The organism is Agromyces binzhouensis, assembly GCF_042672355.1.
GTDB lineage: Bacteria > Actinomycetota > Actinomycetes > Actinomycetales > Microbacteriaceae > Agromyces > Agromyces binzhouensis.
On the sequence record NZ_JBHXVJ010000006.1, the window covers coordinates 266,322 to 279,677 of the forward strand.

The window sequence follows — 13,356 nt, forward strand, 5'->3', positions numbered from 1 at the left end:
ACGGCTCAGGCGTGCTCGCGCTGCTCCTGCTCGACGGCCGCGTACCGATCGAGGACGAGGTCGACGAGCGCGGGCGGCGGCGGCGCCGCCGGCACCAGCAGGGGGTCGGCGATCGCGTCGGCGCCCGCGGAGACGGCCTGGTCGTAGAACGTGCCGGGAGCGAGCAGGTACGGTCCGACGATGATCCGAGAACCGGGGTGCACCTCGCGGATCATCTCGATCGCGTCCGGGAGGCGCGGGATGGCGGCCGCGATGAACCCGACGGTGACCGACCGGCCGAGGCGCTGCCCCAGCCGCCGCGCGGTCTCGAAGCACTCGCGGACCGCGCGCGGGTCGTTCGATCCCGCGGCGGCGAGGAGCACCGTGTCCCCGTCGCCCAGGCCCGCGTCGAGCAACCGCTCGGCGAGCACGTCGACGAGGCGCTCGTCCGGGCCGAGCTCGGCGGCGAGGCGCGCCGAACCGCCGATGCGGTCGAGGCCCAGCGACAGTCCGGTGCGCACGTGGAATCCGGCGGACAGGACGAGCGGCACGATGACCGCATCGGGCTCGGCCGCTGCCTCGAGGGCGGCGCCGATGTCGGCGTTGCTCGCGTCGACGAAGGTGATCGAGACGTCGAGGTCGGGGCGGGCGGATGCGACGCCGTCGATCAGCCGGATGACCGCCTCGCGGTTGGCCGTGGAGGGGGTGCCGTGGGTGACGGCGACGAGACGGAGCGGCGGGCGACGGACCGGCTGGGACACGTCTCCGGCATCGCTCGTCCGACCCATCTCATGCCCGCACTTTCCGGCGGAATCCGGTCTCACCCGCCGATCCGACGGTATTCAGGGCGTGTTTCGCCGAGCACACCCACGTGTTTCCGGCGCGTGAAGAGTCCCTCACGCCGCGCGCGACGGGACCGCGGTTCAGCGGGCGTCCGGCTGGTCGGCCGGGCCGTCGCCGAGCAGCTCGGGGCGCACGCGACGCGTGCGCTCGACCTGCTGCTCGTGGCGCCACTCCGCGACCCTGCCGTGGTGGCCGGACAGCAGCACCGGGGGCACCTCGAGCCCGCGCCAGACGGCGGGCTTGGTGTAGCTCGGGTACTCGAGCAGGCCGTCCTCGTGCGACTCCTCGACGAGGCTCTCGGGGTTGCCGACGACGCCGGGGACGAGGCGGCCGGCGGCCTCGATCATCGCCATGACGGCCACCTCGCCCCCGTTCAGCACGTAGTCGCCGAGGCTGATCGGCCTGACGCGCATGCGCGTCGCGTAGTGGTCGACGACGCGCTGGTCGATCCCCTCGTAGCGTCCGCACGCGAACACCACGTGCGACTCGGCCGCGAGCTCGCGGGCGGTCTCCTGCGTGAAGGGCTCGCCTGCGGGCGAGGGCACCACCAGCAGCGCCTCGGAGTCGCCGTCGCCGACGATCGAGTCGAGCGCCTCGCCCCAGGGCTCGGGCTTCATGACCATGCCCGCGCCGCCCCCGTACGGCGTGTCGTCGACCGTGCGGTGACGGTCGTGGGTGAAGTCGCGCAGGTCGTGCGTGACGACGTCGATGAGGCCCGTCTGCCGGGCCTTGCCGAGCAGCGACAGGTCGAGCACGTCGAAGAACGAGGGGAAGATCGTGACGATGTCGATGCGCATCGTCGCCGCCTACGCGGAGGGGGTCTCGTCGGACCCGTCGGCGCCGCCCTCGGCATCGCCGGTGTCGGATGCGTCGGTGCCGCCGGTCTCCTCGGGGTCGGGAGCCTCGTCGGGGAGCTCCTCGAACAGCCCCGGCGGCGGGGTCACCGTGAGCGTGCCTGCCTCGATGTCGACCTCGGGGACGAACGCCGAGACGAACGGCACCATGACGTCGCCCTGCTTCGTCTTCACGATGAGGAGGTCCTGGGCGGGCAGGTGGTCGACGTGCGCCACCTGGCCGATGCGCTCGCCGTCGCGGACGACCGCGAGCCCGATGAGCTGGTGGTCGTACCACGCGTCGGGCTCGGGCTCCTCGTCGACGGGCTGGTCGACCCAGAGGATGGCCTTCGCGAGCCCCTCGGCCGCGGTGCGGTCCTCGACGCCCTCGAAGAACCCGACCGGTTGGCCGTTGTACCAGCGCAGCTCGCGGAACTCGAGCGTGCGGCCGTGCCACGGCGACTCCTCGGGCACCTGCAGCGAGAACACCGCGCCGGGCACGAATCGACGCTCGGGGTCGTCGGTGTAGAGCTCGAGCTTGAGGGCGCCCTTCAGTCCGTGCGCCTTCGTCAGCCGGCCGACGCGGAGCTGCTGGGGGCGGTTCGCCGCGGCCACGTCAGTCGTCGGTGTCGACGACGTCGACCCGGACGCGGCGGCCGTCGGCGAGGGCGGCCACGATCGTGCGCAGCGCCTTCGCGGTGCGACCGGCCCGCCCGATGACGCGGCCGAGGTCCTCGGGGTGCACGTGCACCTCGAGGACCTCGCCGCGTGCGCTCGACGCGGAGACGACCTTCACCTCGTCGGGGTGATCGACGATCCCCTTGACGAGGTGCTCGAGCGCGGAAGTGAGCAAGGCTTACGCCTCGTCCGACGCGGTCTCGTCGGCGGCCGGAGCCTCGGCGGGCTCCTCGGCCTTGGCCGGCTTCTCGGCCTTCGGCTTCACGACCGACTTCTTGGCCGTGTCGACCTCGTACTCGGCCTTGGGCGCCGCGGTCTGGACGGTGTTCTTGGCGTTCTTGTCGCCCTTGAACGTGCCCCAGTCGCCGGTCAGCTTGAGGATGGCGAGCACCTGCTCGGTCGGCTGGGCGCCGACGCCGAGCCAGTACTGCGCGCGCTCCGAGTCGACCTCGATGAACGAGGGGTTCTCGGTCGGGTGGTACTTGCCGATCTCCTCGATCACGCGACCGTCGCGCTTGGTGCGCGAGTCGGCGACGACGATGCGGTAGTACGGGGCACGGATCTTGCCGAGCCGCTTGAGGCGGATCTTGACAGCCACGATTCTCCTGGATGTGTTGTGAGGTAGGCGAACTGACAGCCGTGAGCGTGGGGTGCACACTCGGCGGAAGCTCAAAGGGTGTCCTGCGCGCCGGATAGAGGGTCGGGCGGTACAGAACTCGACTGACCATTCTTGCAGATTCCGCGCCGAAACGAGAATCCTCCGAGCCGCACATCTGCCGGCGCGTCGTTCCGGAGCGGCCCCCGCTGCGCGCGCGACCGCGACGAGCGTCGACATCCGGCCCACCCTACGATGGGCGCATGGGGAGCCCCCTCGAATCCCTCGACCTCATCGACGGGCCCGCGATCGCCGAGCGCGTCCCGATGCGCGCGGCCGTCGACGCCGTCCGGCGCGTGCTGCGCGGCGGCTACGACCCCGACGCGGATCCGCCGCGGAGCGTCGTCGACGTGCGGCAGGGACAGCTCCTGCTCATGCCCTCCGAGCTCGGCCGATGGGTCGGCCAGAAGCTCGCGACCGTCGCACCCGCGAACCCGGCGCGCGGCCTCGACCGGATCCAGGCCCTCTACGTCCTGATCGACGCCGAGACGCTCGCCCCGGTCGCCGTGCTCGACGGCACCGAGCTCACGAACCTGCGCACGCCGGCGGTCTCGGCGGCCGCGCTCGACGTCGTGGCCGAGCCGGACGCCGCGACGCTCGTCGTGTTCGGCACCGGGCCGCAGGGCGTGCGCCACGTCGAGGCGATGCGCGCCATCCGCCCCATCGAGCGGGTCCGGTTCGTCGGCCGCGACCCCGGCAGGGCGCGGCGCGCGGTGGCGAGCGTCGCCGGGACCGGGCTGGACGTCGCGGTGGGCACGGCCGCGGACATCGCCGACGCCGACCTCGTCGTCTGCGCGACGACGGCGCGCGAGCCCCTGTTCGACGGCGCGCTCGTCCCGCGGCACGCGGCCGTCGTCGCCGTGGGCTCGCACGAGCCCGCGGCGCGCGAACTGCCCGGCGACCTCCTCGCGCGCTCGCACGTGATCGTCGAGTCGGAGCGCGTCGCGCTCGCCGAGGCGGGCGACGTGATCCTCGCCGTCTCCGAAGGCCGCCTGGCGGCCGATGCGCTGGTCACGTTCTCCGAGCTGTTCGACGGGCCGCCCGTGGCATCCGATCGCCCGAGGGTCGTGAAGACCTGCGGGATGGGCTGGCAGGACCTCGCCGTGGCGCCGCTCGCCCTCGCGGACGGACGGGGCGGATGATGCGCTGGGCGACCGAGGACTGGCACACGGCGGGCGAGCCCTTCCGCATCGTGCTCGACGTCCCCACCCGGGGTGCGAGCGTCGCCGAACGCCGCGTCGAGGCCATGTCCGGCAGCGCTGACTCGGTTCGCCGGTTCCTCTGCCTCGAGCCGCGCGGCCACGACGACATGTACGGCGGCTTCGTCACGCCGCCCGACGACGACGGAGCGGACTTCGGCGTGCTGTTCTGGCACAAGGACGGATTCTCGACCGCGTGCGGCCACGGCACCATGGCGCTCGGCGCGTGGGCGGTGCGCTCCGGGCGCGTGCAGGCACCCGACGACGGCGAGGCGATCGTCACGATCGACGTGCCGAGCGGTCGCGTGCAGGCGCGCGTGCAACGCCGCGGCGGTCGGACGACCGGGGTCGTATTCCGGAACGTCCCCTCGCGCGTCCTCGCCACGGGGATCCGCCTGGCGACGAGCCGGGGCGAGGTCGACGTCGACCTCGTGTTCGGCGGCGCCGTGTACGCGACCCTGCCCGCGGCCGCGCTCGGACTCGAGGTGACCCCGGCGCACACGACCGAGCTCATCCGCCTCGGTCGCGAGGTCAAGTGGGCACTGGACGACCACCCCGATGCGAAGCTCGCCGACGACCGCCTCTCAGGCGTCTACGGGACCATCCTCGTCGACGACCTCGGCCGCACGTCCGAGGGACCGTGGCAGCGCAACGTGACGGTCTTCGCCGACGGCGAGGTCGACCGGAGCCCATGCGGATCCGGCACCGCGGCGCGCGTGGCGCTGCTCGCGCACACCGGTGCGCTCTCCGACGACGAGGTGCTCACGCACGACTCGATCATCGGCACGCGCTTCCACGGTCGCGTGGCCGATCGCGGCGCCGGCGGCGTCATCCCGGAGATCACCGGGCAGGCGTACCGGGTGGGCGCCTGCGAGTTCGAGCTCGACCCCGACGATCCCCTCGCGGCCGGGTTCAGCCTGCGCTGAGCGCTCGGGTCGCACGGCCGACCGCTGCCCCGTCCGCTCCGCCGGGCCTGCTCCGGCTTCAGAACACGAAGCCCTCGGGGAACGGGTCGTCGTCGTCGAGCACGTACTGGCCGAACCCGGTCAGCCAGGCGCGGCCCGTGATCGTCGGGACGACGGCGGGCACCCCGCCGACGCTCGTCACGCGCAGCAGGCGCCCCGTGAACTCGCTCCCGATGAACGACTCGTTGACGAAGTCCGCGTCGAGCCGGAGTTCGCCGCGCGCGTGGAGTTCCGCCATGCGCGCGCACGTGCCGGTGCCGCACGGCGACCGGTCGAACCATCCCGGATGGATCGCCATCGCGTGCCGCGAGCGCACCGCGTCGGACCCGGGGGCGATGAACTCGACGTGGTGCACGTGATCCGCGCCCTCGAGCTCGGGGTGGCGGGGCGGCGCCTCGGCATTGATCGCCTCCATGATCGCGAGCCCGGCCGCGAGGATGTCGTCCTTGCGGGTCCGGTCGAACGGCAGGCCGATCGCGTCGAGGTCGACGAGGGCGTAGAAGTTGCCGCCGAAGGCGATCGAGTAGGGCACGGTCCCGTGCCCGCGCACCTCGATCGACGCGTCCAGCCGCTCGACGAAGCTCGGCACGTTCTCGATCGTGACGCGCCTCGCACGGCCGTCCTCGACGTCGACCCGCCCGACGACGAGGCCCGCCGGGACGTCGAGGCGGATCTCGGTGACCGGCTCGACCACCTCGACCATTCCCGTCTCGACGAGGACGGTCGCGACCCCGATGGTGCCGTGCCCGCACATGGGCAGGAACCCGCTGGCCTCGATGAACACCACGCCCCAGTCGGCGTCGTCCCGGGCCGGCGGCTGCAGCAGCGCGCCGGACATGGACGCGTGCCCGCGCGGCTCGTTCATCAGCAGGCCGCGGAGCCCGTCGAGGTGCTCCATGGCGTACAGGCGCCGGTCGTTCATGGTGGCGCCGGGGATCCGGCCGACCCCGCCCGTGACGACGCGCGTCGGCATCCCCTCGGTATGGGAGTCGACGGCCGAGATCACCCGGCGCGCGCGCATCAGCGGGCCGCCAGGGCGGCCAGCGCCCGCTCGGTGTCGGCGGTGACCTGCGCACGCTGCTCCGCCGAGAGCGGACCGCGCGGCGGGCGGGTCGGGCCGCCGTACGAGTTCCCGCAGATGTCCATGGAGAGCTTGATGGCCTGCACGAACTCCGTGCGCGAGTCCCAGCGGAACACCGCGACGAGCTGCTCGTAGAGCGCCTTCGCCTCGTGCCACTCGCCCGCGGCGCAGAGGTCGTACAGCTCGACCGCCTCCTTGGGGAACGCGTTCGGGTACCCGGCGAACCATCCGACGGCACCGTTGACCATGAGCTCGAACAGCACGTCGTCGGCGCCCGCGATGACGTCGATGTCGCACTGCTCCCTGATCTCGTAGACACGGCGGACGTCGCCGGAGAACTCCTTGATCGCGACCACCTCGGGAATCTCGGCGAGCTTCGCGACGAGCGACGGGACGAGGTCCACCTTGGTGTCGAACGGGTTGTTGTAGGCCATGATCGGCAGGCCGACCTTCGCGACCTCCTCGTAGTGCGCGATCACCTCCGTCTCGTTGGCCCGGTAGAGCGTCGGCGGCAGGAGCAGCACCCCGTCGGCGCCGTCCTCGCGGGCGTACTCGGCCCACGTGCGCGCCTGGTGGCTGCCCACGCCGTGCGCTCCCGCGACCACGATGCCGCGCCCGTCGACGGCCTCGACGGCGACCCGGATCACGCGACGGCGCTCCTCGTCGGTGAGCGACGAGTACTCGCCGAGCGATCCGTTCGGGCCGACGCCGCGGCATCCGTTCCGCATCAGGAAGTCGACGTGCTCGGCGAACCGGTCGTAGTCGACCGCGAGCCCGGCCGGGGCGGAGTCGTCCTCCCGGAACGCGAGGGTGGTCGCGACGACGACGCCGCCGAGGTCCATGGTGCTGGTCATCCGCTTCGATCCTCCGAGTCGTCGAGTAATATGTCACATGCTACGTGTCGGCATCGGCCGCGGCAAGCGCCGCGACCTCGCCGATCCGGACCGGCGCGAGCACCGGCCGGCGGTCGAACCCGACGGATGCCGCGGCACCGCCCGCCTCGGCCACGATCGCCTCGACCGCGCGAGCGCACGAGCGCCCCTGGCATGTGCCGAGCCCCGCACGCGTCGCGAGCCGCATCGCCCTCGGGGGCACGCCGGCCCGCTCCGCGATCGCACGCCGCGTGACCGCCTCGCACCGGCACACGATCGTGGCGTCGTCCACCCACGTCGTCCAGCCGGGCCGCAGCCCGTGCGCGCGCTCGAGGCGCCGCGCGAACGCGCGCGTCCTGCGCCTGGCTGAGATCGGGCCGCGGAGCCGGGGGTCGCCGAGCGCGCCACCGCCGGCGAGGAAGCCGGCCACCGCGCCCTCGGCGAGCGCGGCATCGGCGCCGGCGATGCCCGTGACCTCGCCCGCCGCGAACACCCGGGCGGCGCTCGTGCGCTGCGCGTCGTCCACCGCGACGAATCGCCCGCGATGATCGTCGCGGAGGGCGCACCCCAGCGCGAGGGCGGCCTCGAGGCGAGGCGTGAAGCCGTGGCCGAGCGCGACCGCATCGCAGGCGACCTCGCGCTCGGTGCCCGCGATCGGGCGCCACTCGGAGTCCAGCGCCGCGACGACGACGCCCTCGACCCGCCCCTCCCCCAGCACCCGGACGACCGCGCGCCCGGTCCGGTACGGGATCCTGCGGCGGACGAGGCCTCCGGCGTGGTCGAGGAACTCCCCGGCCTTGCCGGCGAGCTCCCACGGCCGCGGCAGCCATCCCGCCGCGAGCGCGGCGACCCCGGACGCCTCGTACACGCCGACGACCTCCGACCCGACGAGCGCGAGCGACCCGGCCACCGGCAGCAGGAACGGGCCGGCGCCGCTCACGACCGTGCGGCGTCCGACCGCGACCCCGTCGCGCTTGGCGAGCGCCTGGGCTGCGCCGGCCGTGGTGACCCCGGGCAGCGTCCACCCGGGGACGGGGAGCGCGAGGTCGTGGGCGCCCGTGGCGAGGACGACCGCGTCGGCCTCGACGTCGACCGCGGTTCGGGCGTCGGCGTCCGCGGCGCCGACCACGGCGCGGAGCCGCACGCCGCCGTCCGTCGCCTCCGCGGACCACACGCTCGCCCCGGCGTGCACCCGGGCATCGCCCCCGGCGAGTGCACCGCGAAGGCGCTCGAACCGGTGCCATCCGTGCTGGAGGCGCGGGTCGGTGAGCCGCTCGTGATGCCGCCAGAACTGGCCGCCGAGCCGGTCCCCCTCATCGAGCAGGCTCACCCGTGCGCCGGCGGCGAGGGCGCCCTGCGCGGCCGCGAGCCCGGCAGGGCCCCCGCCGAGGATCGCGACGTGCGTCACGGCCGCACCTCGCGTTCGATCCGGTCGCCGTCGACGGCCTCGCGGCGGCACGCACGCACGCCCTCGACGCCGTTCACCGTGACGAGGCAGTCGTGGCAGACGCCGATGCCGCAGAACACGCCGCGGCCGCCGGTCTGCGAGGTCCGCCACGCGATGCGACCGGCGCCGATGAGCACGCCGGCGATGGTCTGGCCGTCCCGGCCCCGGACGGGCTCGCCGTCGACGGTGATGATCATGCGGTCTCCCGGAGGCCGTCCCTGCTCGGCAGGAACGGGGTCGGATCGAGTGCGGTCGGTGCGTCGAGCACGGCGTGCGCGACGAGTTCGGCGGTGGCCGGCGCGAGGCCGATGCCCGCACCCTCGTGTCCCGTCGCGTGCACGAGCCCCGCGACATCCGGATCGGGGCCGATGACCGGCAGGTGGTCGGGCGCGTAGGGGCGGAACCCGACGTAGCTGCGCAGGAGCATCGTCCGTTCGAGGAACGGGAACAGCCGGACGGCCTTGGCCGCGATCGCCGCCGCCGGGGCGACGCCCGGCCGCTCGTCGAAGCCGACGCGCTCGCGGCTGGACCCGATGAGCACCGTTCCGCCGGGCGTCGACTCGACGACGGTCGAGGTCTGCAGTGCGGCGTCGCCCGACCCGACCGCCCCGACGTAGTCGCTGTCGTAGACCTTGTGGAACACGCGCTGCGGCATGGGGGTCGTCACGAGGATCATGCCGCGCCGCGGGCGGATGTCGAGGCGCGCGCCGAGTCGCGAGGCGACCTCCGCGGACCACGGCCCCGCGCAGTTCACGACGACGTCGGCCGGGATCGCACCCGTGCTCGTCCGCACGCCGGCGAGCCGGGCGGCCCCGCCGATCGGCCCGGTGACCTCGGCGACGACGAGGCGCGCGCCGTGCCGCATCGCCTCCGCGAGCAGCGCCTGCGTCGCGTTCGAGGGCTGCACCTGCGCGTCATCGGGATAGCGGACGGCGTGCGCGACCTCGGACGACAGGTGCGGCTCGGCATCCGCGAGCGCGGCGGCGTCCAACCCCTCGGCGCGGATGCCCGCCGCCCGCTGCGCGGCGGCGAACCGCTCGAGCGCCGCCTCTCCCCCGTGGAAGGCGACGACGATCCCGCCCTTCGCCTCGAACTCCGTCGCCGGCCGCCCGTCGCGCCGATCGGCGTCGAGCCGCTCGGCGAGCGCTCGCCACATCGCGTTCGAGGCGACCGCGAGGTCGGCCTCGGGGCCGGGCGCCTTGTCGCTCACCAGCAGGTTGCCCTCGCACCGGCTGGAGGTCTCGCCTGCGACGCCGACCCGATCGACGACCACGACCTCGGCGCCGCGCTCGACGAGGGCGAGCGCGCAGGCGGCGCCGATGACGCCCGCCCCGATGACCACGACCCGCACGCCGGCGCCTCAGTCCTCGTCCTCGCCGCTCCAGATGCCGCCGACGTGCCCGATGTGGCGTGACATCAGGTCGGCTGCCGCATCGCCGCGTCCGTCGACGAGCAGGCGGACGAGCTCGACGTGCTCGAGCGCCGACTCGGTCAGCGCGCCGGTCTCGGCCAGTTCGACGAGGCCGGTCAGCCGCGTCTGCTGGCGCAGCTCGCGGACGACGTCGACGAGGTACCGGTTGCCGGTGAGGCCGAGGAGCGTGAGGTGGAAGGCCGTGTCGGCCTCGAGGTAGTCCTGGAAGCGCCCCTCGTCGCCCGCGCGGACGATCTCGCCGGCGAGGTCGACGAGCTGCGCCGCCGCCTCCTCGGGGACGCGACCGGCGAGCTCGCGCATCGGCGGCACCTCGAGCAGGCGACGCACCTCGCGGAGCTGGCGCACCTCGTCGAGCGAGACCTCCGTGACGCGGAAGCCCCGATTGCGCATCGGCGCGAGGAACCCGCGCCGTGCGAGGTCGAGCATCGCCTCGCGCACCGGGGTCGCGCTGACGCCGAACTCGGCCGCCGTCGTGGGCACCGTGAGGACCTCGCCCGGTTCGACCTCGCCGGCGACGATCCGGGACGCGAGCGCGCGCTCGACCTGTTCGCGCAGGCTCGCGACCTCGAGCAGCGGGGACGCGTCACCCATTGCGACGCCGGTGATATGTCATGCATTACATGCTAGCGATGGCGTCGGCGCGACGGTAGGCCGGCTCCCCCGCGCCCGCGACTCCGACCCCGGAGCGATCCGCCGTGTCATGATGGCCGTGCGCCCACTGGCGCGGGACGGGGGTGCCGCATGGGGATCGAGTTCGCGCGATCCGAGCGATCGACGGTCGGCATCGAATGGGAGCTCGCGATCGTGCACCGCTCGACCGGTGAGCTCGCCTCGGTGGGCGACCGCGTGCTCGCGGAGCTCGGCGATGCCGACGGGACGCCGCATCCGTTCATCACCTCGGAGCTCCTCACGAACACCGTCGAGCTCGTGAGCGGCGTGCACCGCGACGTCGCCGGTGCCGTCGACGACCTCACCGGGCAGGTGGCCGAGGTACGGGCCGTGCTCGACCGGATCGGCGAGTACGAGCTGATGTGCAGCGGCTCCCACCCGTTCAGCCGCTGGTACGACCAGCGGCTCACCGACAAGCCCCGCTACCGCAAGCTCATCGAGCGCACGCGGTGGTGGGGCCGCAACATGATGATCTGGGGCATCCACGTCCACGTCGGCATCGAGGAGCGCGACAAGGCGCTCCCCATCCTCGACGGCCTGCTCGCCTTCGTGCCGCACCTGCAGGCGCTGTCGGCCTCGAGCCCCTTCTGGGCCGGCGTCGAGACCGGCTACGCCTCGAACCGGGCGCTGATGTTCCAGCAGCTGCCGACGGCCGGCCTGCCGTACCAGCTGCCCGACTGGTCGACCTACGAACGCTACGTCGACGACCTCATCCGGACCGGGGTCATCGAAGACCACACGGAGGTCCGCTGGGACATCCGCCCCTCGCCGCGTTGGGGCACCGTCGAGGTCCGCGTGTGCGACGGCGTGTCGTCGGCCGACGAGATCGGCGCGATCGCCGCGCTCATCCAGTGCCTGGTCGAGTGGATGTCGACCCGCATCGACCAGGGCGAGACCCTGCCGACGATGCCGCCCTGGTACGTGCGCGAGAACAAGTGGCGCGCCGCGCGCTACGGCATGCACGCGGAGATCATCACGGATGCCGCAGGCGCCGAGCGCCCCGTCGCCGACGCCCTCGGCGACCTGCTCGTCACGCTCGCACCCTTCGCGGAGCGCCTCGGCTGCGCGGCCGAGCTCCAGCGGATCCGCCGCACGATCGACGAAGGTGCCGGCTACCAGCGCCAGCTCAAGGTCGCCGAGGAGCACGGCGGCGACCTGACCGCGGTCGTCGCGCACCTCGCGCGCGAGCTCCGCGAGGGCACGGGGCCGCGCTCGAGCGGATAGCGGATGCGCCCCGCTACTCGGGGATGCTCCGCGTCCGGATGAGTTCCGCGAACCACCGGGCGCTCGCCTTCGGAAGGCGCTCGAGCGTGTCGTAGTCGACCCGGACGATGCCGAACCGCTTGGAGTAGCCGTAGCCCCACTCGAAGTTGTCCATGAGCGACCAGACCTGGTAGCCGCGGAGGTCGACGCCCCGGGCCATCGCGCGGTGCGCGGCCGTGAAGTGCCGCCGGAGGTAGTCGATGCGGTCGAGGTCGCGCACCTCGGGCCCGTCCGGTCCCTCCGTCACGACGTCGTCGAAGGCGGCCCCGTTCTCCGTGATCATGAGCGGCACCTCGGGGTACGCACCGTGGAGCGCGATGAGGAGGTCCTCGAGCCCCGACGGGTCGATGTTCCAGCCCATCGCCGTGTACGGTCCCGGCTGCTCGAGGAACTCGACGTGCTGGGAGCCGGGCCACGGGGTCCCGCCCATGTCCTTGTGGCCGTCCGCGTTCACGCGCGGCGACACGCCGTCCCACATCCGCACGGTCACGGTCGAGTAGTAGTTCACGCCGAGCAGGTCGATCGGCTGCGCGATGAGCTCGGTGTCGCCCGGCTTCACGAACGACCAGTCCGTGACCTCTGCGGTGTCCTCGATGACGTCGGACGGGTAGCCGTCGCCGAAGAGCGGTCCGAGGAAGACCCGGTTGGCCAGGCCGTCGATGCGCCGGGCGGCCTCGTGCCCCGTCTCGCCCGAGGGGCGGATGACGTGCAGGTTGAGCGTGATCGAGAAGCCCGGGTCGTTCGTGACGACCTCTCGGAGCGCGGACACGGCCAGTCCGTGCGCGAGGTTCAGGTGGTGCACCGCGGCGAGCGCCTTCGCGCCGTCCAGGAGGCCGGGCGCGTGCGCACCCGATCCGTAGCCGAGGTAGGCCGAGCACCACGGCTCGTTGAGCGTCGTCCACACGGCGACGCGGTCGCCGAGCCGCTCACCCACGATCCGCGCGTAGTCCGCGAACGCCTCGGCCGTCGCGCGGTTGGTCCAACCGCCCTCGTCCTCGAGCGCCTGCGGCAGGTCCCAGTGGTAGAGGGTCGCGATGGGGCGGATGCCTCGGGCGATCAGTCCGTCGACGAGACGCTCGTAGAACGCCAGCCCCTCCTCGTTCGCCGGCCCGCGGCCGGTCGGCTGGATGCGCGGCCACGCGATCGAGAAGCGGTACGCCTCGAGCCCGAGTTCGGCCATGAGGTCGAGGTCGGACTCCCACCGGTGGTAGTGGTCGCACGCGACGTCCCCGGTGTCGCCGTTCCAGACCTTGCCCGGCGTGTGGCTGAACGTGTCCCAGATGGACGGCCCACGACCTCCCTCGGTCGCGGCGCCCTCGATCTGGTACGACGCGGTCGCCGATCCGAGCAGGAAGTCGGGTGCGAACTCGAGGCCCGAGTCGCGGTAGTCGGGGTCGCCGGTCGTCATGTCGCTCCGTCCTCGTCCGCGGCGTGGGCCGC

General features: G+C 73.3%; 15 protein-coding genes. 3 read left to right on the forward strand and 12 right to left on the reverse strand.

Annotated elements, in window-relative coordinates; all coding sequences use genetic code 11:
* Nucleotides 1-5: 5 nt before the first annotated feature.
* From ACFVHK_RS12485 to rpsP, 5 genes are all read right to left on the reverse strand, one after another.
* On the reverse strand, nt 6-740 hold the full coding sequence (locus tag ACFVHK_RS12485) for a sirohydrochlorin chelatase (protein ID WP_376929069.1): 735 nt from the start codon (nt 738-740) through the stop codon (nt 6-8).
* Between the two features lie 162 nt (nt 741-902).
* Nucleotides 903-1,619 (reverse strand): tRNA (guanosine(37)-N1)-methyltransferase TrmD, encoded by a 717-nt coding sequence (gene trmD, locus ACFVHK_RS12490; RefSeq protein WP_129235693.1) that lies wholly within the window; start codon nt 1,617-1,619, stop codon nt 903-905.
* 9 nt (nt 1,620-1,628) lie between these two features.
* Nucleotides 1,629-2,270: a ribosome maturation factor RimM gene (gene rimM, locus ACFVHK_RS12495; RefSeq protein ID WP_376929070.1), complete on the reverse strand. Its 642-nt coding sequence runs from the start codon at nt 2,268-2,270 to the stop codon at nt 1,629-1,631.
* A 1-nt stretch (nt 2,271) separates the two neighbouring features.
* The gene (locus ACFVHK_RS12500; protein WP_129235695.1) at nt 2,272-2,508 is read right to left on the reverse strand and encodes an RNA-binding protein; all 237 of its coding nucleotides are present in this window, start codon (nt 2,506-2,508) and stop codon (nt 2,272-2,274) included.
* 3 nt (nt 2,509-2,511) lie between these two features.
* Nucleotides 2,512-2,931: a 30S ribosomal protein S16 gene (gene rpsP, locus ACFVHK_RS12505; protein ID WP_129235696.1), complete on the reverse strand. Its 420-nt coding sequence runs from the start codon at nt 2,929-2,931 to the stop codon at nt 2,512-2,514.
* Between the two features lie 260 nt (nt 2,932-3,191).
* On the opposite strand from rpsP, the gene ACFVHK_RS12510 reads away from it, so the two are divergent.
* A complete protein-coding gene (locus ACFVHK_RS12510) occupies nt 3,192-4,130 on the forward strand; it encodes an ornithine cyclodeaminase family protein (protein ID WP_376929071.1) in 939 nt (312 codons plus the stop codon).
* Nucleotides 4,127-5,113, forward strand: coding sequence for a proline racemase family protein (locus ACFVHK_RS12515; RefSeq protein WP_376929072.1), 987 nt, complete (start codon nt 4,127-4,129; stop codon nt 5,111-5,113). Before ACFVHK_RS12510 ends, ACFVHK_RS12515 begins: the two co-directional genes overlap by 4 nt.
* 58 nt (nt 5,114-5,171) lie before the next feature.
* Here the strand turns inward: ACFVHK_RS12515 and ACFVHK_RS12520 are convergent, their stop codons facing one another.
* The 6 genes from ACFVHK_RS12520 to ACFVHK_RS12545 are packed head-to-tail and all read right to left on the reverse strand — an operon-like array spanning nt 5,172 to nt 10,575.
* Nucleotides 5,172-6,173 (reverse strand): proline racemase family protein, encoded by a 1,002-nt coding sequence (locus ACFVHK_RS12520; RefSeq protein ID WP_376929073.1) that lies wholly within the window; start codon nt 6,171-6,173, stop codon nt 5,172-5,174.
* Nucleotides 6,173-7,087 carry a dihydrodipicolinate synthase family protein gene (locus tag ACFVHK_RS12525; protein ID WP_376929074.1) on the reverse strand — a complete coding sequence of 305 codons (915 nt, stop codon included), beginning with the start codon at nt 7,085-7,087 and terminating at the stop codon, nt 6,173-6,175. The genes ACFVHK_RS12520 and ACFVHK_RS12525 overlap by 1 nt, the downstream gene beginning before the upstream one ends.
* Nucleotides 7,088-7,127: 40 nt before the next feature.
* Nucleotides 7,128-8,513, reverse strand: a complete 1,386-nt coding sequence (locus ACFVHK_RS12530; protein WP_376929075.1) for an FAD-dependent oxidoreductase — start codon at nt 8,511-8,513, stop codon at nt 7,128-7,130.
* Complete coding sequence (locus ACFVHK_RS12535; RefSeq protein WP_376929076.1) at nt 8,510-8,749, reverse strand: (2Fe-2S)-binding protein; 240 nt, start codon at nt 8,747-8,749, stop codon at nt 8,510-8,512. The genes ACFVHK_RS12530 and ACFVHK_RS12535 overlap by 4 nt, the downstream gene beginning before the upstream one ends.
* Entirely contained in the window at nt 8,746-9,903 is a 1,158-nt protein-coding gene (locus ACFVHK_RS12540) for an NAD(P)/FAD-dependent oxidoreductase (RefSeq protein WP_376929077.1), read from the reverse strand. The genes ACFVHK_RS12535 and ACFVHK_RS12540 overlap by 4 nt, the downstream gene beginning before the upstream one ends.
* A gap of 9 nt (nt 9,904-9,912) precedes the next feature.
* Nucleotides 9,913-10,575 (reverse strand): GntR family transcriptional regulator, encoded by a 663-nt coding sequence (locus tag ACFVHK_RS12545; RefSeq protein WP_376929078.1) that lies wholly within the window; start codon nt 10,573-10,575, stop codon nt 9,913-9,915.
* 150 nt (nt 10,576-10,725) lie between these two features.
* Between ACFVHK_RS12545 and ACFVHK_RS12550 the strand changes: the two genes are divergently transcribed.
* Entirely contained in the window at nt 10,726-11,877 is a 1,152-nt protein-coding gene (locus ACFVHK_RS12550; RefSeq protein WP_376929079.1) for a glutamate--cysteine ligase, read from the forward strand.
* 13 nt (nt 11,878-11,890) lie between these two features.
* Here the strand turns inward: ACFVHK_RS12550 and ACFVHK_RS12555 are convergent, their stop codons facing one another.
* On the reverse strand, nt 11,891-13,324 hold the full coding sequence (locus ACFVHK_RS12555) for a GH1 family beta-glucosidase (RefSeq protein ID WP_376929080.1): 1,434 nt from the start codon (nt 13,322-13,324) through the stop codon (nt 11,891-11,893).
* Between the last annotated feature and the right edge of the window lie 32 nt (nt 13,325-13,356).